Genomic DNA, 22345 nt, shown 5'->3' on the forward strand with positions numbered 1-22345 from the left:
ATAATTATTTGTCCAACTTTTGGGGGGCAGTACAGTTCCGCAATTGGAAATCTCTAGCTTTTTGTTTTCTGAGAATCATCTTGACTCAGACTCTTTTGACTAATGTTACTAAAAAGATAAAGTAACTTTTAGCCTTATTTATTGTCGCCACTCAACATGTTTTTAACACCTTCGATAGCACCTTCTACAGCGTCTTTGGCATCTTCAGCAACTTCTTTTACTTTAGAAACAACTTTTTCAGCTGTTCCTTCTTTTTCCATTTTTTCATCACCGATGGCTTTTCCAACACCTTCTTTAATAGAACCTTTAGCTTGATTTAATTTTTCTTCTACTGACATGATAATTTTTCCTGTTATATTTATTTTATCTTAGTTTACACGAGTTTTTTCGTGAGATACTACACCAGTTGCTGCACCTTTAACAGCTTCTACACCTTCACTAACTTTTTCTTGAACAGTTGAGAAACCAGATCCAAGACCAGATTTAGCTTTTTCGAATTGTTCTGAAGCGAATTCTCCTGTTGATTCAGCAACGTCAGATACGCGATCTTGAAGGCTTACTGAGTCTGCTTCATGTTGTTCTTTAGTTTTGATGTCGACAACGTTTACGTTGATTTCAACAACTTCCAAGTCAGTCATTTTAGCAACTTCTGAAGATACGATTTCTCTGATTTCTGAATATAAAGCTGGAACATTTTTTTGGTACTCAGCAATAATGTTTAAGTCAACTGCAACTTGTGTTTTACCAACTTCTACGTTAACACCACTTGTTACGTCATCGCTGTTAACGATTTTTTCTTTAAGATTTGAGAAGAAACCACCGTCGATTCCCAAAAGACCTGAAACGTTTTCTAGTGACAGACCAATGATTTTTTGGATAACTTTATCTTCGTAAGTAAGTTCCCCTTTGATTTCGTGAGCTACAGCAGTAGCATCTTTCTTTTCTACGTTAGTGTTAATGTTTTTTTCGTTTGACATATGAAACTCCTTTAATTAAATTAGTAATTTTTATTTTTTTTATTTATCTATATAGTTTTTTTCGATATATAATCCAGCTGCAACTCCCAGTGCTCCTAAAATCAATACAAATATTGTTTTGAAGAAGCCAAAGGAGATAATCAAACAAGCGAGAAATACGCCTATGAGACCTGCGATTATTGGATATCGATATTGTTTAAGCCATTCCATTTTTTACTTCCTTACTTCACACGACTAACAGTCTTTTTGTTTTGAGGTTTTGGTTTAGGCTGGTAGTCTTTTACTAGAACTTCTAGTTTAACCTGACGCTCAATACCAAAAAACTGCTTCAATCCATTAGTTATTTCATTTTGAATTAGTTGGCATCTGTCAGCGATGTTGTCCGAAGGAAGAATTTTACCTTCTACATGAACGAAACATTTATTTTTTCGTAAATTTACATGAACAGTTGGGTTCTTGATCAATCCATGATCACTCACCAAACTTCTAACAAAACCTTCGATTGCTGAATTCTTTAATTTCAATGTATCGTTTTTAGTTTCAAGTTGAATTTCCAAATAACGTTTAGGATAAAACAACACAACTAACATCGATAACAAAACTAAAGTTGATAGAGCCACTATCCCCCAGAATATATATCTAGAGAGATAAAATTCAACGAAATGATTCTGTCTCCAGCTAAATAGCTGAATGCCTAAATCACTAACTTGATGATAATCTATCAAAACAGGAAGGAAAATTGTCAAGATTAAAATACAGAAAATAATGAAAAATATTTTCTTTGTTTTTGACATATACAATCCTTTCGATTTAACATTAAACTATTTTTACCCGTCTAATCTATTTAAAAATAGTTTATTCTACAAGTAATTATTTTTCACCTGTAAAGAATGATACTACAGTAACAACAATTGCTGCTCCTGCAATAGATGGGATCAAAGCCATTCCAGCGATGGATAGGCCCCAACTACCTAAAAGGGATTGTCCTACAGATGACCCGACTAAACCAGCGAATACATTTGCGACGATTCCCATAGAACTCCCTTTTTTAGTGATTCTACCTGCTACAAGTCCAATAAGACCTCCAGCAATGATTGACCACAATATTACTTACCCTCCTTTTTTATTTTAATATCAAAAAATAAATCAATTCCTTTGATTATCTCTATTATATAATTTTGATATAAAATAATCAATTATTTTGATTATTATGTAATTTTAATATAAAAAAATCAAATTCTTTGATTGTTGCTATTATATAATTTTTAAAATTAAAAATATAATCTTTCGACTTGAATTTGATTCTGTATTTACGCCCTCAATAGACGGTAAAATAAGAAAATTGTTTATATATTGCCTCCGTAGTGTTATTATACGAAATAAAGGATCTTAGTAAAAGTCGTTACAGCATGCTATACCTATTCTTTGTGGTATAATTGCAAGAGGTGAAATCCGATAATTTATAAAGAGAGAAAGACATTCATGAGAGATTTATTATCTAAAAAAAGTCATAGGCAATTAGAATTATTAGAATTATTATTTGAACATAAACGATGGTTTCATCGTTCTGAACTAGCAGAGTTACTAAATTGTACAGAACGTGCAGTCAAAGATGATCTATCCCATGTTAAATCTGCTTTTCCTGACTTGATTTTTCATTCTTCTACTAATGGTATACGCATTATTAATACCGATGATAGCGATATTGAAATGGTTTACCATCATTTCTTTAAGCATTCAACTCATTTTTCGATTTTAGAATTTATCTTCTTTAATGAAGGTTGTCAAGCTGAGAGTATTTGTAAAGAATTTTATATCAGTTCATCTTCGCTCTATCGTATTATTAGCCAAATCAATAAAGTGATTAAAAAGCAATTTCAATTTGAAATCAGTCTGACCCCTGTTCAAATCATTGGAAATGAGAGAGACATTCGTTACTTTTTTGCACAATATTTTTCAGAAAAATATTATTTCCTAGAATGGCCATTTGAAAATTTTTCATCAGAGCCCCTATCTCAATTGTTAGAATTGGTTTATAAGGAAACAAGCTTTCCAATGAATTTGTCAACGCATAGAATGCTAAAGTTGCTCCTAGTTACGAACCTATATAGAATAAAGTTTGGTCATTTCACGGAAGTAGATAAAGACTCTTTTAACGATCAAAGTTTGGATTTTTTAATGCAGGCAGAAGGAATAGAAGGTGTTGCTCAGAGTTTTGAATCAGAATACAATATCTCTTTAGATGAAGAAGTTGTTTGCCAATTATTTGTGTCTTACTTTCAAAAAATGTTTTTCATAGATGAAAGTCTCTTTATAAAATGCGTAAAAAAGGATAGCTATGTTGAAAAATCTTACCATCTATTGAGTGATTTTATTGATCAGATTTCAGCCAAGTATCAGATTGAGATTGAGAATAAGGATAATCTGATTTGGCATCTGCATAATACCGCACATCTGTATCGTCAAGAGTTGTCCACTGAGTTTATTTTATTTGATCAAAAAGGGAATACAATCAGGAATTTTCAAAATATTTTTCCTAAATTTGTTTCAGATGTAAAAAAAGAGCTTTCTCATTATTTAGAGACTCTTGAAGTTTGTTCTAGTTCAATGATGGTAAATCATCTATCTTATACCTTCATCACTCATACCAAACATTTGGTGCTTAATCTACTACAAAATCAGCCAAAGCTGAAGGTTCTGGTTATGAGTAATTTTGATCAGCATCATGCAAAATCCGTTGCAGAGACACTTTCTTATTATTGCAGCAACAATTTTGAACTTGAAGTTTGGACTGAATTAGAATTATCAAAGGAATCTTTAGAAGAATCGCCTTATGATATCATCATTTCTAATTCTATTATTCCTCCGATTGAAAATAAGAGACTGATCTATTCAAATAATATAAACACGGTCTCACTCATATCTTTGTTAAATGCCATGATGTTTATTCGATTAGACGAGTAATTCAGAATAACAAAAAGAACGCTATATAGCGTTTTTTGTTATATGAAAAGAATTTCATCTATATTAGACTCAGAATATCCTAAAAAACTTGTCATGTTTTGGTTTAGCATAAGCAAAAAGCTTTGGAATCAAGGCTTTTTCCTGTTGTTTAGATGCTCCCTGTATGAAATTGGATGGTATTTTCATATTGAAACTAATCAAAAATGTTGAAATATAAGTGATTTTCAGTAGATACTTGTAGTAATTTTAAATGTGATTATTTCAAAACGTGGCACAAGTAGGGCAAATTATTTAGGATATAGAAAATAGATAAGTTTTGATATCATCTTTTTCTTGATAGTCGAGTCATAATAAAGTTAAGATATTGTGGACTTATTTTGAAACAACTCAATTTTATCATTACAGTAATTGATTAAATCTCGAGCCTTCTCAAAAGTATAGCCTTTTTCAGATACAGATTTTACTTTCTTCTCATCAAAGTAGTAGCCAGTCAAACCAGTGATTTCTTCTGATAATGTAAGGTAGTAGCCTGTTTCAATCCCCTCATCTAGATTTTTTGAAAGAGACTTCATCAAACGTCCAAAGAGAGACTTTTTCGTCTTTTCATCGCTGGAATCATTCCCTAAGCTAGTTGAAATTAAGCCAGGATGGTAGGAATTTACAGTGATGTTTGAACCTTTTAGAAAGAATTCTCTGGCTAGATAACGTGTCATCCAAATGGTATATAGTTTGGAATTATTATAGGCCAATCCGGGATTATAGTTGTTCTCAAATCCAAAGTCTAAATCCTTGACCTTAGCAAAATGATGCATATAGGAAGAAGTATTGATAACACGACCGTCAGGCGCTGTTTCTAACAAGGTACTTAACTCAGTTGTTAAAATATAGGGAACCAGAACAGATAACATAAAGGTTAACTCGACATTTTCAGCACTCGCTTTTCGTTCTTTTCCAGCATACAGGCCTGCATTGTTAAACAAGACATCAATACTTTGAAAGTCTCGCTTGATTTCCTCTACAAATCGATAAACATCGTCTAATTTTGAAAAATCTGCCAAGTAGCTAGAAACTCTGCCTCTCAAGGAGACTGAACGAACCTCTTGAAGCGCCAGCTCAAGTTTTTGAGGATTTCGACCATGGAGGATGACATGATGGCCTTCACTGGCCAATTTCTTTGTCAAATGTTTACCAATACCGTCAGTAGCACCTGTAATCAGAATGGTTTTGACCATATTAGTCCTCCAAGAAAGCAATGAGTTCTTTTGAAAACTCCTCTGCATATTGGAAGATCGAACCGTGACCAGCATTTGGATAGATGATGAGCTTACTATCTTTTATTTTCTCATGCATGTCATAAGAATTTTCCGTTGGAACTTGCATATCCTTATCCCCGTTGACGATTAAGGTTGGTTGGGTGATGAATTGAAGGTCGTCCTGCGAATCTTTTCCCCAACGTTTAATGGCTTTGAGCTGGGTCAAAAATCCCGGTACCTTCATGTCTTTATCCGCAAATTCCTCTGTTCTCATCCCCATTCGTCCTAGGACTTTCAAAGCTTTAATTTTCCCTTGTTCATCATGATTATAGAAGATATAGCGTTTAGGATCGATGCGCTCGAGTCCCGCTTTAAACATATAGTTAAAGGTTTTCCCTGTGACCTTATCGACCTCTTTTCCACCTCGAGGTCCTGTTCCAGCCAAGATTAAACGATTGACTAGATTAGGATTTATTCTGATGATTTCTTGGGCAATCATACCTCCCATAGAAAGGCCAAGGAGATTGATTTTATCGTAACCAAGCGCTTTTACAAAGTCAATTGTCTGCTTAGCCATTCCAGGAATCGTCGAAGCAACTTTGCCTTGACTGGCTCCAACACCAGGAAGATCGACTACAATGACATGGTGTTTTTCAGCAATCAGGTCTAAGAGTTTAGGATCCCAATTGTCGAGGGTTGCTGCCAAATGGACCAGCATCAGAAGAGGTAGTTTTGATTTTCCTTTACTGAGTTCGCGATAAGCGATTTTGTTCCCGTCGACTGTGATGTATTGATTTTTTGTAGTAAGATATGACATTGTGTTTTCCTTTTTATTTCTTAAAGCTGAGGACTGTTTTTCCACGTGAGCGACCATTAGCGACTTTGTCTAAGGCACTATTTACCTCTTCAAATGGATAAACTGTATCGATAGAGGGTTTGATTTCTAATTTACTAAAGAGGTGAGCTACCTCTTGTAATTGAGCACCATTGCTTTCTACAAAGATAAAATGGTAGTGAACACCGTATTTGTCAGCCATCTTATCAAATTTGCGACCTGCTAAGCCAAGAATAATCTGTTTCCATTTTGGTAGATTCATTCGTTTGGCAAAGGCACCGTTTGGCATGGCACGAAGTGAAACAAGATGACCACCTTTTTTCATGATAGACATTTGTTTTTCAGTTTCAGCTCCACCGAGAGTATCTAGGACATAATCAACCTGGCTAACAGTTTTTGTATAATCCTCTGTTTTGTAATCGATAAATCTATCTGCTCCGAGGTTCAATACACGCTCAGCACTATCTCCAGCTCCATTGGTGATGACTTTTAATCCTTTGGCCTTGGCAATCGGAATGGCCATTCCACCAACTCCTCCAGTACCACCAGAAATAAAGATCGTTTTCCCAGCTTGAGCGCCCATGAGGTCAAGAGCCTGCATGATAGTCAAGGCAGTAAGAGGAACAGCAGCGGCTTCCTCGTCTGATAGATAGTCTGGAACTTTGGCTAAGGCTTGGCTATCGACAGCTACGTATTCTGCAAAGGCTCCGATATGATCAAGTGGCAGACGGCCAAAGACACGATCTCCTACCAGAAAGTTGTTAACTTTCTTGCCAATGCTTTCAACGATTCCAACCACTTCGTTACCTGCAGTTTGAGGAAGTTTGTAAGGAACAATCATCTTAACCTCACCACGAGAGATCATGTTATCGAGAGGATTAACCCCAGCTGCGGATACTTTCACCAAGACTTGTTTGTCTGTAATACTTGGCTTAGCGATTTCTGTGATGTTTAGTGTGATATTATTTTTGTTATAAGTAGTATGTTGTGCGGCTTTCATGTGATTTCTCTTTTCTTTTTTAATACGATTGTATATACTTGTATCTAATACAAGTTCATGTTGTTTTTAGTAAAAACTGACTTGCTACCAAATCAGTTTCGGACTTGTTTGGCTTGTTTATATAGATTGTCAATGACATCTTCTAAAGTTTGATTTGCTAATTCCTTCTCTAATTGAGATTCGGCACTAGCGAAAAGCGGTGAAACTGCTCCTTGGATATGTTTTCCAACGGGACAATCTGGATTGCTATTTTGATGAACAGGAAATAAACTGATGTGATTGATTTCTTGAGTAGCATAGTAGATCTCTAGTAAAGTCATTTTCTTTGGAGGCTTACTGAGTTGATAGCCTGTTTTTCCTTGCTGGGAATGAATCAAATTTGCATTTTTCAATAAGGAAATCACCTTTCGAATATAACTAGCGTTAGTCCCAACACTAATAGCTAGTGCTTGAGAACTTAATGTTTCCTTGCTTTCATTAATCATTGTTAAGATATGCAAAGCAACTGAGAATTTTGTATCCATATGAATCCCTCTCTTAATAAACTTGTATCAGATACAAGAACAAGTATAACATAAATTAAAAGAAAAGCAAGTCTTTTGTTTTAAATTTTAAAAAATTTTGAGTGCAATCAGATTAGAGCTGTCTGGGAAGGGTGTTCATAAAATTATACCGTTGATATCCATTAGTTGACCAAAAGTAGAACAGATACACAAAAATGCCTTGTAAATCAAGGCTTTTTCCTGTTGTATTTAGATGCCCCCTACAGGGATTTGGAAAGGACTTTCATATTGAGAGCAATTAAAAATATTGAAATATAAGTGATTTTAGGTATTTTCAATGTCATGATTTAAAAATGGGACAAAAGTGGGGCAAAAACCATACAGATTCTAAACTGTATGGTTCTTTTTTTATCTAACCAAGAAAGGTTAAAACTTATTAAAACACATGCAATCAACTGTTGAAAACTTTTTAGTCCGTGTAATATAAAAACAAGTAAAAAGTTGAACTATAGGGAATATTGTGTCATAATAGGTAATAGATGAATAATTAATAGATTGGAAATAATGCTTTCTTACCTTAACAAGTTGAATTGGTTATACATTTTTTCGTCGCAATTGTGTCTATCTCTCGAGTTTAGCTAGTTTTTATAAGCTCTGGCTTCTAATCAATATAACAAATTTTAGAAGTGCATAAGACAAGATGGTGACATTACTACAGTCATTTCTAGTCACCATATGTTGCTGGCACAGGCTGTTTGTAGTGTTGGCTATTTACTAGTCAGTTTAATCGGAGTGTTTAATTTTTATTGTTGAAAGGTTTTTATATGGGGAAAATTCTATCTTTAGGTCTGACAGGTAAGAAATTACTTGCTCAGGGGTTCTTGTTTGTTCTGCTAGGTCTCATCTTGATGGTCACGGGGACTTGGTTGCCAGTAAAGGTTATTCGACTGGTTCTGTTTTTAGCTTGGATAGCAACGGTCTTAGATTTAGTATTACGTATTTTCAAAAAAAGTCAGTCAACGGACACCTTGGGAGTTGCACTGGTTAAATTGTTAGTGCTGGGATATTTGCTTGGCTCCAATCTTGCGACGGATGTGCCGATTTATATTTTGGCTCTTGTGATTGGAGTTTATCAGATTTTTCATGCTAGTATTAACCTTGTCACCTATGTTCTCTACCGCAAAAACAAAATTCGACCTCGTTTTCGTCTCTTACTAGATGGACTCGTACTAGTTTTTCTTGGTGGGACTAGTCTTTTGTCCTCTACAGGAAATTCTGTCTTTCAACTCTTTGTATTAGGGGCTTATTTTTTCCTTTATGGTCTGTCCAATATCCGTGACGGTTTCTTATTTGAAGGGGAAATTGGGAAAAACCATCTCAAACGTCGTATTAGAATTAGCTTACCTATTGTCCTAGCCGCTCTCATCCCTGCAAGAACTTTAGCAAAAATCAACAAATTCATGCAGGAAAATGCTGATGAGAGAGAGGATATCCATCTTGGAATGGTGAAGTCTGGTAAGACAGCGGAGCTTGAAATTTTTGTTCATACAGCTGAGACCTCTCTGTTTTCGGCAATTGGTCATGTGGATATCTGCTATCAAGGCCGTGTTATTTCTTATGGCAACTATGATCCGTCTTCTGAGACCTTATTTGGCATGGTAGGAGATGGTGTCTTATATTTCTGTGATCGTGACAAGTACATTGACCTATGTAAACGTGAGAGTCAAAAAACGCTTTTTGGTTATGGGATAGATTTGACGCCTGAAATGGAAAAAGCAGTTCAGAAAAAGTTGGCTGAATTGAAACAACTGACGATTCCATGGGAGCCAAGTGCAGATAAAATCATGACAGGTGATGGTAAGGAAGACTACACCTACGCTTATAAAATCAGACATGAGACAGATGGGGAACTTTATAAATTTATCAAATCTAAGTTTAAATCCTACTTTGTCTTATCTACAAACTGTGTGCTCTTGGCTGATACCATAGTCGGTCAGGCTGGCACCGATATCCTCTCACCCAAAGGATTTATCGCTCCAGGAACTTACCAAGCCTACCTTAATCGAGAGTTTGAAAAACCAAATAGTATAGTCGTATCTAAACATGTTTATTAAGGAGAATTTATGAACTTAGTAAAAAAATACACCCCGTTAATACTTTTTATAGGGCTGGTTGCTCTTGTAATTCTGAATGCATCGAGCTTTATATCAGGAGCAATCTCTCTCTTTGATGTAATATCAACCTTGATTTATGGTGCTGTTATTGCTTTTGTGCTTAATGTTCCTATGAAAAAAATTGAACAGTACTTAGTTAAATTGAAGGTAAAGGCAGAGTTGCGTCGTCCGATTGCCATGGTACTTGTTTTCCTAGCTCTTATCTTAATCGTGATTGCTCTTTTGGTTTTGGTGCTGCCAACCCTAGCCCAGACTATTAGTCAGCTGGGAACAGTCCTTTCAACAGTCCTTACTCAACTTGGGAAATTGCTAGGCAGCTCGGAATTTGTAACCAAAGACATGTTGTCAACTATCGTATCAGGCATACAGGGACAATCTAGTTCTATTAGCCAAGCTTTGATAGGTTTTTTATCAGGCCTGACTAGTAATATCGGCAATATTTTTTCAAGTTTGATGAATGCCTTTTTGATTATAGTCTTCACCTTTTTATTTTTATCCAGTAAGGAACATTTGGCAGCGATGACGAGTCGACTTCTAAAAGTTTTTCTTCCAGAGAAGGTGGTGATAAAGTTGACTTACATTGGACAAGTAGCACTAGAGACTTATGACCAATTTTTGATGAGTCAGCTGATTGAAGCAGTTATCATAGGAGTTATGATAGCGGTTGGTTACAGCGTGTTTGGGATACCCTATGGAGTAATGACAGGTATCTTTGCAGGAGTGCTATCGTTCATTCCTTATGTAGGGCCTATGATTGCTTGTGTTGTGGGAGCGATTTTTATCTTCACAGTGAGTCCTACTCAAGCCTTACTTTCTCTTCTTCTATATCAAGTTATACAGCTGATTGAAGGAAACCTTATTTATCCTAGAGTTGTAGGTCAGTCTATTGGTTTGCCAGCTATTTTCACGCTTGCGGCTGCTAGTATTGGAGGCAATCTCTTTGGCTTACTTGGGATGATATTCTTTACACCGATATTTGCTGTTATCTATCGATTGGTTAAGGAATTTGTCGTTGCAAAGGAAAATCAGCTAGATTAAGAAAAACTAAATTTAATAAGATATACTGAGAAGAGAGTGAGAGATTCTCTTCTCTTTTATTTTTAAATACTTTTCTACAAAAAGCTATTAGACGTTAAAAAAAGCCTTGGTTTCAAGGCTTATTTCTGTTGATTTAGATGTGCCCCCTGCAGGGCTCGAACCTGCGCCCCATAGCTTAAGAGTCTACTGCTCTACCAACTGAGCTAAGGAGGCAACAGAAAAAGCTGAGAATGTAACTTCCCAGCTATTTTAATATGCCCAAAATGGCAGCTAGATTATTTACGAAAGGCATCAAGGATATAGGTGAAACCAACAATTAAAAATGCAAAGGCAACGACATAAACGACAAAGACACTTGTAGCTACTGGATTGAACAAAATCACTAGACCTAGTAAAAATGCAAGCAACGCTATCCACATGATATGGTTGCCAATAATAGGGAAAATCAATCCCAGACGATTGCCTTTAAAGAAAGCTATAATGGCTTCTACAATTAACCAAATTCCTAAAATAGTTGGAATGACAACTGGCAGCGTCACAAAGCCATAGGCAACGAGGTAAAGAGCTAAGAGAAGATTAACAATCCCTTGGAAAAGATGAGCTGGTGAGCGAAGCTCTTTTGGTACAGAGAAATAGCCTAAAATAGCTGCTATAGAAGAAACCAGTAAACCAAATGCAATCCACCAGCTGTAAGCAACAAGATTAGCTACTGGGTTTGTAAATAGGAAGAGTGCTAAAAGGACAAAAATAACTCCTGCAAGGAATAGCGATAAACGATTAGAAAATTTCATTTCAATACCCCCTATATAGTATAGTATAGTTTGATAATAAAAATATTATACACCTTTTTAGAGGAAATATCAATAAACAAAATGGAAAATTTGGAAGTTTCAGTCTGATTTATGAAAAGAAAATCAGTTTTTATTATTTTGAAAATAAAAAGAGAAGATAAAATTTGTCTTCTCTACATGAAAATATTGTATGGCATCAAAGCAAAAGTAACTGGCTTTACACTATTTGTTAAGATGTAATTTGGTTCAAAAAGAAAAGATAGATTTAAAAGTGGGGCAAATGATGAGGCAAATCAGTTATAGATAAGCAAAAAAGCCTTGGTTATCAAGGCTTTTCCTGTTGTATTTAGATGCCCCCTACAGGGATCGAACCTGTGACCCACGGATTAAGAGTCCGCTGCTCTGCCAGCTGAGCTAAGGAGGCAAAGAAAAAAGCTGTATTGGTGCCGAAACTTCACGGTTTGTATTGAACCCGCGCAATTAAGCAGGTGGGCAACTCGCTCTAACTGAAGCTGTTTCCGTGTGAGACGGCCTACATGCTGTTAGAAGACTTTTGTTTCCCTAATAATACAAAAAATAGTCGGTCAACACTTAAGTGTGAAGTCGTACACCACAGCGTTTCTATGTTTATATAATACCACTTTTTCAAAAAAAATCAAGAGGAAAGTGCAATTTTTTGAAAAGGATTTCAGATTTTTCGCAAACGGTCGATAGCTTCCTTTCTTTGAGCCAAAGCCCGTTCATATTTACCAGTATCTTCTGCTTGGAAATAGTGATGATTACGAATTTTTTCTGGTAGATAGTCTTGCTTGACCCAATTTCCAGGATAGTTGTGTGGATAGAGATAGTCTTGGGCATTCCCCAGTTCCTTGCTTCCACTGTAGTGCCCATCACGCAGGTGTCGCGGAATAGGCAAGTGCCCTGATGTTTTGAGGTCGGCAAGTGCCTTATCCATAGCTACATAGGCTGAGTTGGATTTTGGAGAAAGGGCCAAATCAATCACGACATTGGCAATGAGAATGCGGGCTTCTGGGAATCCAATCCTTTGTGCAGCATCCAGAGCAGTCACGGTGTGAATCTGGGCTTCAGGATTGGCCAAACCGATATCTTCATAAGCGATAACAGTCAAACGACGAGCGAGACTTGGCAAATCACCAGCCTCAATCAAGCGGGCAGCATAGTGAAGACTGGCATCAACATCTGAGCCACGGATAGACTTTTGCAGGGCAGATAGAACGTCATAGTGACCGTCTCCATCCTTGTCCATGGTAATGTAGCTCCTCTGGAGGCTATTTTCCATGATATCAAGGGTGATATGGCGGATGCCCTCGTCGTTCTCAGGGGTAGAAAGAACAGCCAGGTCCAGCGAGTTAAAGGCAGAACGAAGGTCTCCGTTTGTAGAGGTTGCGATAAAATACAGCGCATCCTCATCTAGTTTTACTGGAAAATCAAAACCACGTTCAGGGTTACTTAGAGCTATCTGAAGAGCCTCTTTGACGTCTTGGTTAGACAGAGGTTCCAACTCAAAAATTTGAACACGACTGCGAATGGCAGGAGTGACAGAGAAGAAAGGATTTTCAGTCGTAGCCCCAATCATGATGACCAGACCACTTTCCAAGAGAGGCAAGAGGAAGTCTTGCTTGGTTTTATCTAGTCTATGAATCTCGTCTAGTAATAGGACGAGACCACCAGAGAATTTTGCTTCCTCAGCGATTTCTTGCAGTCGCTTTTTACTATCAACTGTCGCATTGAAAGTTCGAAAGGCATACTTAGTAGTCCCAGCGATGGCTGAGGCAATACTGGTCTTGCCGATTCCCGGAGGGCCATAGAGAATCATGGAGGACAGGCGGTTGGCTTCCACCATGCGGCGAATGATTTTTCCAGGCCCGACCAGATGTTCCTGACCGATGATCTGATCGATGGTTTTAGGGCGCATGCGAAGCGCGAGATTGTCTGGCATAGCAGTCCTTTCTAACGTGGATTTTCTGATACATATGTGGTAAGATGGTAGTATCTATTTTAGCACATTTCCGAGCAATCGGGGCGATTAAAGAGTCGCATAGAAAGAGGACAAAATGGCAACATATGGATTTTTAGATGTTTTAGAGGAAGAGTTGGAGAAGAACTTTCCCTTTGATTTTGAGATTAGCTGGGACAAGCGCAACCACGCGGTAGAAGTGAGTTTTCTATTGGAAGCGCAAAACGCTGCAGGTGTGGAGATGGTAGATGAAGACGGAGAGGTTTCGTCAGATGACATTCTCTTTGAGGAAGCAGTGCTTTTTTACAATCCTGCTAAGTCAACAGTCAATGAAGAAGATTATCTGACTGTCATCCCTTATCTGCCTAAAAAAGGATTTTCTCGTGAGTTTTTAGCTTATTTTGCGCTATTCCTCAAAGATACTGCTGAGGTTGGGTTGGATGCGCTTATGGACTTTTTGGAAGACCCGGAAGCAGAAGAATTTGTCATGGAATGGAACCAAGAAGTCTTTGAAGAAGGAAAAGTTGGCTTGGAAGAGGGAGAATTTTATCCTTATCCGAGATACTAGGAGTTTGACATGGAAATAGAGATTTCTGATTTCACAGGCTGCAAGATTGCTTTGTTTTGTGGGGACAAGCTCTTGACTATCTTACGTGATGATAAGGCAAACATTCCCTGGCCCAATATGTGGGAACTGCCCGGTGGTGGACGTGAAGACGATGAAAGTCCTTTTGAGTGTGTAGCGCGTGAAGTTTATGAAGAACTGAGCATTCATCTAACTGAATATTGTCTGCTTTGGAGTAAGGTTTATCCAAGTATGCTTTTTGCGGATAAACAATCTGTATTTCTAGTTGGCAAGTTGGCTCAGGACCAATTTGACAGTATCGTATTTGGAGATGAAGGGCAAGCCTATAAACTGATGAACATTGAGGAATTTTTGACATCCAGTCAAGTAGTTCCGCAGTTGCAGGGTAGATTGAGGGATTATTTGGAGGAAGTAAAATGATTTTTGCAATTGCAACAACCACGTTGAATAAAGAAGTTAAGCGTAAGCTAGAAACTGGACAATATTCTAGGGAAGAAGCTACATTCATTTATATGGAATATTTAAAGTTAAAGAAGCAGAGAGAAAGTGGTATGAAAGTAGCTGGGATTTCTACGGCTGTTATTTGGGTATTAATGCTTGTTATACCCTTACTAAGTGGTGAAGGTCTCGTACTGCCCCTTTCAGTACATTTTTTATTTTTGCTACTGCTTTCAGGAATTGTTCTATTTGTTTATTATCTTATGTTTGGTATTTTTAAACAGCAGATTCATAGCGCAATGAAAGAACACTATACAGATGTGATTGAAGAATTTAAGAAGAATAAGGAAAATACAAAATGGAAACATGGCAAGAATTAAAAGTTACAGTGAAGCGTGAGGGAGAGGAGCTGGTCTCCAATCTCTTGATTGAGCTAGGAGCGCAAGGTGTTGCGATTGAAGACAGCATGGACTATGTAGGAAATGTTGACCGCTTCGGTGAGATTTTCCCAGAGGTTGAGCAGCAAGAAGAAATCGTTGTGACAGCCTACTACCCTGACACGGTTGATGTAGCAGTGGTTGAAGCAGATTTACAGGCCCGCTTAGCAGAATTAACTGATTTTATGGACTTGGGAGAAGTCAAGATGGGGACAACTGCCTTGGCTGAGGAAGACTGGGCAGACAACTGGAAGAAATACTATGAACCTGCTCGTATTACTCATGATTTGACCATCGTGCCGTCTTGGACAGACTATGAGGCGACTGCGGGAGAGAAGATTATCAAGCTAGATCCAGGTATGGCTTTTGGTACGGGAACCCATCCAACTACTAAGATGAGCCTCTTTGCCTTGGAGCAGGTTCTTCGTGGTGGGGAAACAGTGCTAGATGTGGGGACTGGTTCAGGGGTTCTCTCTATTGCTAGCTCGCTGCTTGGTGCTAAGGAAATCTTTGCCTATGACCTAGATGATGTGGCGGTTCGTGTGGCTCAGGAAAATATCGAGCTAAACCCTGGTATGGAAAACATCCATGTAGCAGCAGGAGACTTGCTTAAGGGTGTTGAGATTGAGGCAGATGTCATCGTGGCAAATATCTTAGCGGATATCCTCATTCATCTGACAGACGATGCCTATCGTTTGGTTAAGGACGAAGGCTACCTCATCATGAGTGGCATTATCAAGGACAAGTGGGACATGGTGCGTCAGTCGGCTGAGTCAGCTGGATTTTTCCTTGAAACTCATATGATTCAAGGGGAATGGAATGCCTGTGTTTTCAAGAAGACCAAGGATATCTCTGGTGTGATTGGAGGCTAGTATGCAGCAGTATTTTGTCAAAGGCAGTGCTATCTCTCCTGTCACCATCGAGGACAAGGAAACCAGCAAGCATATGTTTCAGGTTATGCGCTTGAAAGAAGATGATGAGGTTACCTTAGTCTTTGATGATGGCATTAAGCGATTGGCGCGTGTGCGGGATGTGGAAGCTCGTCAGTTTGAATTGGTAGAAGAACTAGATGACAATGTGGAACTGCCTGTCCAAGTAACTATCGCATCTGGCTTTCCTAAGGGAGACAAGCTGGAGTTTATCACTCAAAAAGTGACAGAACTGGGTGCTAACCAAATCTGGGCATTTCCTGCTGATTGGTCGGTCGCCAAATGGGATGGCAAAAAATTGGGTAAAAAGGTTGAAAAACTAGAAAAAATTGCCCTTGGAGCAGCAGAACAAAGCAAGCGAAATCGTATCCCAAGTATCCAGCTTTTCGAGAATAAAGCAGACTTCCTAGCCCAACTTGACCAGTTTGACTCTATCGTAGTGGCCTATGAAGAATCAGCTAAAGAAGGAGAAAGCGCTGCGCTTTTACAAGCAGTTACTGGACTCGAGAAAGGATACAAATTGCTCTTTATCTTTGGTCCAGAAGGTGGTCTCTCACCTGCAGAAATCGAAAGTTTTGAAGCTAAGGGAGCAGTATTGGCAGGACTTGGCCCTCGCATTTTGCGAGCAGAAACAGCACCGCTTTACGCTTTATCAGCCCTTAGTGTTTTATTAGAATTAGAGAAATAAGAGGAAGAAAATGGAACAAAAACACCGTTCAGAATTTCCAGAGAAGGAACTTTGGGATTTAACAGCCCTATACCAAGACCGTGAGGATTTCTTACGTGCAATCGAGAAAGCTCGCGAAGACATCAACCAATTTAGCCGTGATTACAAGGGCAATCTTCATACTTTTGAGGATTTTGAGAAGGCCTTTGCGGAATTGGAACAAATTTACATTCAGATGAGCCATATTGGTAACTATGGCTTTATGCCTCAGACGACAGACTATAGCAATGAAGAATTTGCCAACATTGCCCAAGCTGGGATGGAATTTGAAACAGATGCTAGCGTAGCCTTGACCTTCTTTGACGATGCCCTGGTGGCAGCAGACGAGGAAGTCTTGGATCGTTTGGGTAAATTGCCACATTTAACAGCTGCCATTCGTCAGGCCAAAATCAAAAAAGCCCACTATCTTGGAGCAGATGTGGAGAAGGCCTTGACCAATCTCGGTGAAGTTTTCTACAGTCCGCAGGATATTTACACTAAGATGCGAGCTGGGGATTTTGAAATGGCTGACTTTGAAGCCCATGGCAAGACCTACAAAAACAGCTTTGTGACTTATGAGAACTTCTACCAAAACCATGAGGATGCTGAGGTTCGTGAGAAATCTTTCCGTTCCTTCTCAGAAGGTCTTCGTAAGCACCAAAATACGGCTGCAGCAGCCTATCTAGCCCAAGTCAAGTCTGAAAAACTACTGGCAGATATGAAGGGCTACGACTCAGTCTTTGATTATCTTCTAGCTGAGCAAGAAGTGGACCGTGCTATGTTTGATCGTCAGATTGACCTCATCATGAAGGATTTTGCGCCCGTTGCTCAGAGATATCTCAAGCATGTTGCCAAGGTAAATGGTCTTGAAAAGATGACCTTTGCAGACTGGAAATTGGACTTGGACAGCGCTCTGAATCCTGAGGTAAGTATCGACGATGCCTATGATTTGGTTATGAAGTCGGTAGAACCTTTGGGGCAAGAATATTGTCAGGAAGTTGCTCGCTATCAAGAAGAGCGCTGGGTGGACTTTGCTGCTAACAGTGGCAAGGATTCCGGCGGTTATGCGGCGGATCCATATCGCGTGCATCCTTATGTTCTCATGAGCTGGACAGGCCGTTTGAGCGATGTCTATACCTTGATTCATGAAATCGGGCATTCTGGTCAATTCATCTTTTCAGACAATCACCAAAGCTACTTTAATGCCCACATGTCGACCTACTATGTTGAAGCACCGTCAACCTTCAATGAATTACTCCTCAGTGACTACTTGGAGCACCAATCTGACGACCCACGTCAAAAACGCTTCGCTTTGGCTCACCGTTTGACAGATACATATTTCCATAATTTTATCACTCACCTATTAGAAGCAGCCTTCCAGCGCAAGGTTTATACACTGATTGAAGAAGGGGAGACCTTTGGAGCAAGCAAGCTCAACAGCATTATGAAGGAAGTTTTGACAGATTTTTGGGGAGATGCCATTGAGATTGATGATGATGCAGCTTTGACTTGGATGCGCCAAGCCCACTACTACATGGGCTTGTATAGTTACACTTACTCAGCAGGACTAGTCATCTCGACTGCGGGTTACCTTCATCTTAAAAACTCTGAAACCGGAGCTGAAGACTGGCTCAAACTCCTTAAATCAGGTGGTAGCAAGACACCGCTTGAGTCAGCTATGATTATCGGAGCAGATATCTCTACAGATAAACCACTCCGTGATACCATCCAATTCTTGTCTGACACAGTTGATCAGATTATCGCCTATAGTGCCCAGTTGGGAGAGTAAGGGGAATAGAAAGGTTGTTCTAGAATGATGTTTATGAGTTTGTTAAGCGTCATTCTATTTAGCTTAACTATAGCTATTTTCAAAAATGTCGTTGAAGGTCGTGATGTTAAATTTGAACTTGCTATAGAACTAGTATTGATAGTTAATTACTTCATTTTCTATCAGATTGTATTTAATTGAGAGAGCAAGCTATAAAGAAAATTGAATCTATTTATGGCTAGAGAAGATTATTTGTAAAATATAAATAATATGATTTGTATAGATAAGGTAAATATTTTAAAGAAAGGGTGATTTTATGAAAAAGGAACAAGTGTTGATTGGTTTGGGCGTTGCAACTGCAATGGTAACTGCTTTTAATGGTCATGCACAAGCTGATGAGGTTGTAAATAAACATTCGACTAAGTCAACTGTTAACCAATCAGAAACTAAAAAGGATGCTGACGTTTCAGAATCTGATGTAAAAAATGCGGAAATAAAACTGAATCAAACAATTGAGGAAGAAAAAAATGCTCAGAAGCTTGTTGATAAAATGCAACAAGAGTATACATCTACTGTGACAAATAAGAACAAAGCTGATGATGCTTTGAAACAAGCACAAAAATTTGCTAAACAAGCTAGTCCTGAAAAAATTAAAAATGTAGAAAAGGATCTTGTAGCCAAACAAGTAACTGTCAAGAAAACTGAAGATAGGTTGGCAGGGGCAAAACAAGATGAGAAACAAGCCCAAGCAAGTGTTGAAAAACAAGAAACAGTTGTTAATAAGGTAAAAACTCAAGTTGCTCAGAGAGCAGTTGATGTAAAAAAAGCACAAAATAAAGTAACAGAAGCAGAGAAAGCTTTTGATTGGAATACACTACGCGAGATTCAACAAGCAACTGAGAAATTGGATGCGAAAGTGAAAGCCAACCAAAATAAAGTAAGTTCTTTAGCGAGTTCAGTATCAAAAACAGAGCAAGAACGAAAAGCGCTTATAGAAAGAGGAAATAAGACACGTTCTACTCTTGAAAAGAATTTAAAATCTGCTGGGGATGAGTTCCATACAGTAACGGTTTCTCATGAGATTAAATCAAATTCTGTTAGTGAAAGTGAGTCTAAGACTCCTCCACTTGATGAAAAAACTTTCGTAGGAAGAGATGGTAAGACCAATTATGTTGCTGCGAACGAAGATGTGAATTTTAGTGGTGAAAGAACAGAAACAATTGTTGTAAAATCTAAGGATGATATCCATACTCCTCATGTGGTTGATTATAAGAAAGTTTCTGAATACGTTCGTAACTACTTAATCGAGTTGCGGAGAATAAATGGCATTGATATTCCAGTGCCATCTGTGACTGAAAAGGCTTTGAAATATGGAAAAGCTAGGGCAGATGAAATGGTGGCAAATGATAAACTGTCACATGATACAAAACTAAAAAATCAAGATTTTGGTTTTAAGGATGCAACAGAAAATGCTACAGCTGGTTCAGTTCCAGAAAAGAGTCGATTGAGTGAAAAAGAACTTGCTTATAAAGAGCTTCTATCTTACTTTAATGATTATAGTAATGCATCATTATATGGCGCATCAACTCCGAAAGAAGCAAATACTTTTAACTATGGCCATAGAATTCCCTTGCTTGCTGCATCAGGGACTGGATTTGCTCTTGGAGCATCTTCAAGTAAAAAAACAACTTTTGGAAATTATGGTGTAATGACTTTCATTAGTGAAGCAAAAGGTGTTTATGATACATTACCAACAGTGATTAGCCCATCTGAAAAAAGAAGCTATGTTTATAATGGTAAGACCTATTATTATAATCCAAGCAGTTCATATTTTTTAGCCAGAGCAGAAAATAAAGATGGTGATCCAGACCATAGTGAATTTTATTTTAACGGTAAACGTGTAAAATTTTTACCGAAGACAACTTTCCGTTATGTTTGGAATGAAATCACACATCCTAAAAATCCAGCTTATACAAAAGCTAAAGAGGCTCTGGATAGTTTCAATCGAAAACAAAAAAACGAAGAAACTTTAATGAGGGATAAACTTTCATCACTAAACAAAAATCTTACAATTGCTAAAACAACATTGAATACAGATCAAAAAAATCTGGATAAAACTAAAAAACGTCTTGCAGACTTAACAAAACAAAATCAGTCTAAGTTAAACGTTTTAAAATCTGCTCAATCTGAGTTGAGTAAACAACAAACTGCGTTAAATATTGCTAAATCTGAACTTTCGAAGCAAGAATCTCAATTAAATCGATTGAAAGCAATCAAAAATAATAAATCTCATGCTAGTAAGAATGCGGAACAGTCATTACTTAATGTCAAAAACGATTTGTTGAAAGCTCAACAATATGTTCTTGTCCTTAAAAATGCTCCAAGAAAACTCGAGGAAGCTAAAAAAAGTTTGATGATCGCTAAACAGAAGCTTGAGGAATTTAAAAAAGCACTTGAAAATGCAAATGCTAAACTAAAAAATGCAAAAGTTAAAAAGGAAAATGCTAAGAAAGAATACATCAAAGTATCTGAAGCATTAAAAGTAAGACTTGCTTCCAAAGGAAGTTGGATTCAATCATCTGGTCGTTGGTGGTATAGACATAACAATGGTTCCTATACATCCAATGGATGGGAACTAATTAATGGAAAATGGTATCATTTTGATCGCTCGGGCTGGATGCAGACTGGATGGGTTCAATCAGGTAGTTCGTGGTATTATCTCAGTGGTTCAGGGGATATGCAAACAGGATGGGTCAAATCAAGTGGCTCATGGTACTATTTGAATAACTCAGGCTCTATGCAAACAGGATGGTTCGCTGTTTCAGGGAAATGGTATTATGCTTACAGTTCTGGTGCTTTAGCAGTCAATACAACTACACCTGATGGATATCATGTCAATTACAATGGGGAATGGATTAAATAGAGAGTTCTGTGCTTTTTAAAAAGATTAATATAAACTCCTATTTTATTCAGTATAGTATAACCATCAAATATAGAGATTTACAACTAATTGCAATACATTAAAAATATACAATTTTTGAAAACAGTATTGCAACTGATACGAAATTTCCAATCAATTTTCTTGAAACCCTTTCCCTCTTTTGATAGACTAGTATCTAGTTTTGAAAAAAGGAGAAAGAGAATGAAAAAATTTGTCGCTGAGTTAATCGGTACGTTCATGCTTGTGTTCATCGGAACAGGAGCCGTTGTTTTTGGAAATGGCCTTGGTCACCTAGGGATTGCCTTTGCCTTTGGTCTGGCAATCGTGGTTGCAGCTTTCTCAATCGGAACTGTTTCAGGGGCTCACTTGAACCCAGCTGTTTCGATTGCTATGTTTGTAAACAAACGCTTGTCATCAAAAGACCTTGTCAACTACATCCTTGGACAAGTTGTTGGAGCCTTCATCGCTTCTGGCGCGGTATTCTTCCTCTTGGCTAACTCAGGTATGTCAACTGATAGTCTTGGTGAAAATGCCTTGGCAAACGGTGTCACTGTCTTTGGTGGTTTCTTGTTTGAAGTCATTGCAACTTTCTTGTTTGTCTTGGTTATCATGACTGTGACATCAGCAAGCAAGGGGAATGGCGCGATTGCTGGTTTGGTAATCGGTTTGTCCTTGATGGCGATGATTCTTGTGGGATTGAACATTACTGGGCTTTCAGTAAACCCAGCTCGTAGCTTGGCACCAGCTGTCTTGGTAGGTGGCGCAGCCCTTCAACAAGTTTGGATTTTCATCCTTGCCCCAATCGTTGGTGGAGTTCTTGCAGCCCTTGTTGCGAAAAACTTCCTTGGAACAGAAGAATAATTGAAACTCAAAAAGCCTTGCTCCTCATGATGAGGAACAGGGCTTTTTCGTATTATACTTTTCGAAAATCTCTTAAAACCACGTCAGCTTCCATCTGAAACCTCAAAACAGTGTTTTGAGCTGACTTCGTCGGTCTTATCTACAACCTCAAAGCAGTGCTTTGAGC

Annotated in this window: 21 protein-coding genes, 2 tRNA genes and 1 pseudogene; 11 read left to right on the top strand and 13 right to left on the bottom strand. The window is 38.0% G+C overall.

Annotation, left to right across the window (positions count from 1 at the left end):
* Positions 1-134 precede the first annotated feature (134 nt).
* The 5 genes from HMPREF2628_RS03610 to HMPREF2628_RS03630 form a co-directional block, all read right to left on the bottom strand.
* A complete protein-coding gene (locus HMPREF2628_RS03610) occupies positions 135-338 on the bottom strand; it encodes a CsbD family protein (protein WP_000109960.1) in 204 nt (67 codons plus the stop codon).
* 30 nt (positions 339-368) lie between these two features.
* Positions 369-977, bottom strand: coding sequence for an Asp23/Gls24 family envelope stress response protein (locus HMPREF2628_RS03615; protein WP_000064110.1), 609 nt, complete (start codon positions 975-977; stop codon positions 369-371).
* A gap of 39 nt (positions 978-1016) precedes the next feature.
* On the bottom strand, positions 1017-1187 hold the full coding sequence (locus HMPREF2628_RS03620; protein ID WP_000455064.1) for a DUF2273 domain-containing protein: 171 nt from the start codon (positions 1185-1187) through the stop codon (positions 1017-1019).
* Between the two features lie 11 nt (positions 1188-1198).
* Positions 1199-1771, bottom strand: coding sequence for an alkaline shock response membrane anchor protein AmaP (gene amaP, locus HMPREF2628_RS03625; protein ID WP_000047596.1), 573 nt, complete (start codon positions 1769-1771; stop codon positions 1199-1201).
* Positions 1772-1847: 76 nt separating this feature from the next.
* Positions 1848-2084 carry a GlsB/YeaQ/YmgE family stress response membrane protein gene (locus HMPREF2628_RS03630; RefSeq protein WP_025173204.1) on the bottom strand — a complete coding sequence of 79 codons (237 nt, stop codon included), beginning with the start codon at positions 2082-2084 and terminating at the stop codon, positions 1848-1850.
* A gap of 375 nt (positions 2085-2459) precedes the next feature.
* Between HMPREF2628_RS03630 and mgaSpn the strand changes: the two genes are divergently transcribed.
* Complete coding sequence (mgaSpn, locus tag HMPREF2628_RS03635) at positions 2460-3941, top strand: virulence factor transcriptional regulator MgaSpn (RefSeq protein ID WP_070842366.1); 1482 nt, start codon at positions 2460-2462, stop codon at positions 3939-3941.
* A gap of 356 nt (positions 3942-4297) precedes the next feature.
* On the opposite strand, the gene HMPREF2628_RS03640 is transcribed toward mgaSpn, so the two are convergent.
* From HMPREF2628_RS03640 to HMPREF2628_RS03655, 4 genes are all read right to left on the bottom strand, one after another.
* Complete coding sequence (locus HMPREF2628_RS03640; protein WP_070842367.1) at positions 4298-5173, bottom strand: SDR family NAD(P)-dependent oxidoreductase; 876 nt, start codon at positions 5171-5173, stop codon at positions 4298-4300.
* A 1-nt stretch (position 5174) separates the two neighbouring features.
* A complete protein-coding gene (locus tag HMPREF2628_RS03645; RefSeq protein WP_070842368.1) occupies positions 5175-6011 on the bottom strand; it encodes an alpha/beta fold hydrolase in 837 nt (278 codons plus the stop codon).
* 13 nt (positions 6012-6024) lie between these two features.
* Entirely contained in the window at positions 6025-7029 is a 1005-nt protein-coding gene (locus HMPREF2628_RS03650; RefSeq protein WP_070842369.1) for an NADP-dependent oxidoreductase, read from the bottom strand.
* Positions 7030-7121: 92 nt separating this feature from the next.
* Entirely contained in the window at positions 7122-7553 is a 432-nt protein-coding gene (locus tag HMPREF2628_RS03655) for an Rrf2 family transcriptional regulator (RefSeq protein WP_070842370.1), read from the bottom strand.
* An 803-nt stretch (positions 7554-8356) separates the two neighbouring features.
* Here HMPREF2628_RS03655 and HMPREF2628_RS03660 point away from each other — a divergent pair.
* Positions 8357-9646: a hypothetical protein gene (locus HMPREF2628_RS03660; protein ID WP_070842371.1), complete on the top strand. Its 1290-nt coding sequence runs from the start codon at positions 8357-8359 to the stop codon at positions 9644-9646.
* Positions 9647-9655: 9 nt separating this feature from the next.
* Positions 9656-10744, top strand: a complete 1089-nt coding sequence (locus tag HMPREF2628_RS03665) for an AI-2E family transporter (protein ID WP_004256071.1) — start codon at positions 9656-9658, stop codon at positions 10742-10744.
* A 140-nt stretch (positions 10745-10884) separates the two neighbouring features.
* Here HMPREF2628_RS03665 and HMPREF2628_RS03670 read toward each other — a convergent pair.
* The 4 genes from HMPREF2628_RS03670 to HMPREF2628_RS03685 form a co-directional block, all read right to left on the bottom strand.
* Positions 10885-10957, bottom strand: a tRNA-Lys gene (locus tag HMPREF2628_RS03670).
* 62 nt (positions 10958-11019) lie between these two features.
* Positions 11020-11535 carry a DUF308 domain-containing protein gene (locus HMPREF2628_RS03675; RefSeq protein ID WP_004261700.1) on the bottom strand — a complete coding sequence of 172 codons (516 nt, stop codon included), beginning with the start codon at positions 11533-11535 and terminating at the stop codon, positions 11020-11022.
* 351 nt (positions 11536-11886) lie between these two features.
* Positions 11887-11959 (bottom strand) — tRNA-Lys (locus HMPREF2628_RS03680).
* Between the two features lie 264 nt (positions 11960-12223).
* Positions 12224-13495 (bottom strand): replication-associated recombination protein A, encoded by a 1272-nt coding sequence (locus HMPREF2628_RS03685; protein ID WP_070842372.1) that lies wholly within the window; start codon positions 13493-13495, stop codon positions 12224-12226.
* A 115-nt stretch (positions 13496-13610) separates the two neighbouring features.
* On the opposite strand from HMPREF2628_RS03685, the gene HMPREF2628_RS03690 reads away from it, so the two are divergent.
* The 8 genes and pseudogenes from HMPREF2628_RS03690 to HMPREF2628_RS03725 all read left to right on the top strand — a co-directional run bounded on the left by HMPREF2628_RS03690 (position 13611) and on the right by HMPREF2628_RS03725 (position 22179).
* Positions 13611-14081 (top strand): DUF3013 family protein, encoded by a 471-nt coding sequence (locus tag HMPREF2628_RS03690; protein WP_000257122.1) that lies wholly within the window; start codon positions 13611-13613, stop codon positions 14079-14081.
* 9 nt (positions 14082-14090) lie between these two features.
* Positions 14091-14519 carry an NUDIX hydrolase gene (locus tag HMPREF2628_RS03695; protein WP_070842373.1) on the top strand — a complete coding sequence of 143 codons (429 nt, stop codon included), beginning with the start codon at positions 14091-14093 and terminating at the stop codon, positions 14517-14519.
* The gene (locus HMPREF2628_RS03700; protein WP_070842374.1) at positions 14516-14917 is read left to right on the top strand and encodes a hypothetical protein; all 402 of its coding nucleotides are present in this window, start codon (positions 14516-14518) and stop codon (positions 14915-14917) included. The genes HMPREF2628_RS03695 and HMPREF2628_RS03700 overlap by 4 nt, the downstream gene beginning before the upstream one ends.
* A complete protein-coding gene (gene prmA, locus HMPREF2628_RS03705; protein WP_070842375.1) occupies positions 14896-15846 on the top strand; it encodes a 50S ribosomal protein L11 methyltransferase in 951 nt (316 codons plus the stop codon). Before HMPREF2628_RS03700 ends, prmA begins: the two co-directional genes overlap by 22 nt.
* Before the next feature lies 1 nt (position 15847).
* Positions 15848-16591, top strand: coding sequence for a 16S rRNA (uracil(1498)-N(3))-methyltransferase (locus HMPREF2628_RS03710; RefSeq protein WP_070842376.1), 744 nt, complete (start codon positions 15848-15850; stop codon positions 16589-16591).
* Between the two features lie 10 nt (positions 16592-16601).
* Positions 16602-18398 carry an oligoendopeptidase F gene (gene pepF, locus HMPREF2628_RS03715; RefSeq protein WP_070842377.1) on the top strand — a complete coding sequence of 599 codons (1797 nt, stop codon included), beginning with the start codon at positions 16602-16604 and terminating at the stop codon, positions 18396-18398.
* 2551 nt (positions 18399-20949) lie between these two features.
* Positions 20950-21300, top strand: a pseudogene (locus HMPREF2628_RS11275) (hypothetical protein); the annotation flags it as partial.
* Positions 21301-21519: 219 nt separating this feature from the next.
* A complete protein-coding gene (locus tag HMPREF2628_RS03725) occupies positions 21520-22179 on the top strand; it encodes an MIP/aquaporin family protein (protein WP_049551721.1) in 660 nt (219 codons plus the stop codon).
* Positions 22180-22345 lie beyond the last annotated feature (166 nt).

The organism is Streptococcus sp. HMSC063B03 (genome assembly GCF_001836965.1).
GTDB classification, from domain to species: domain Bacteria; phylum Bacillota; class Bacilli; order Lactobacillales; family Streptococcaceae; genus Streptococcus; species Streptococcus pneumoniae_F.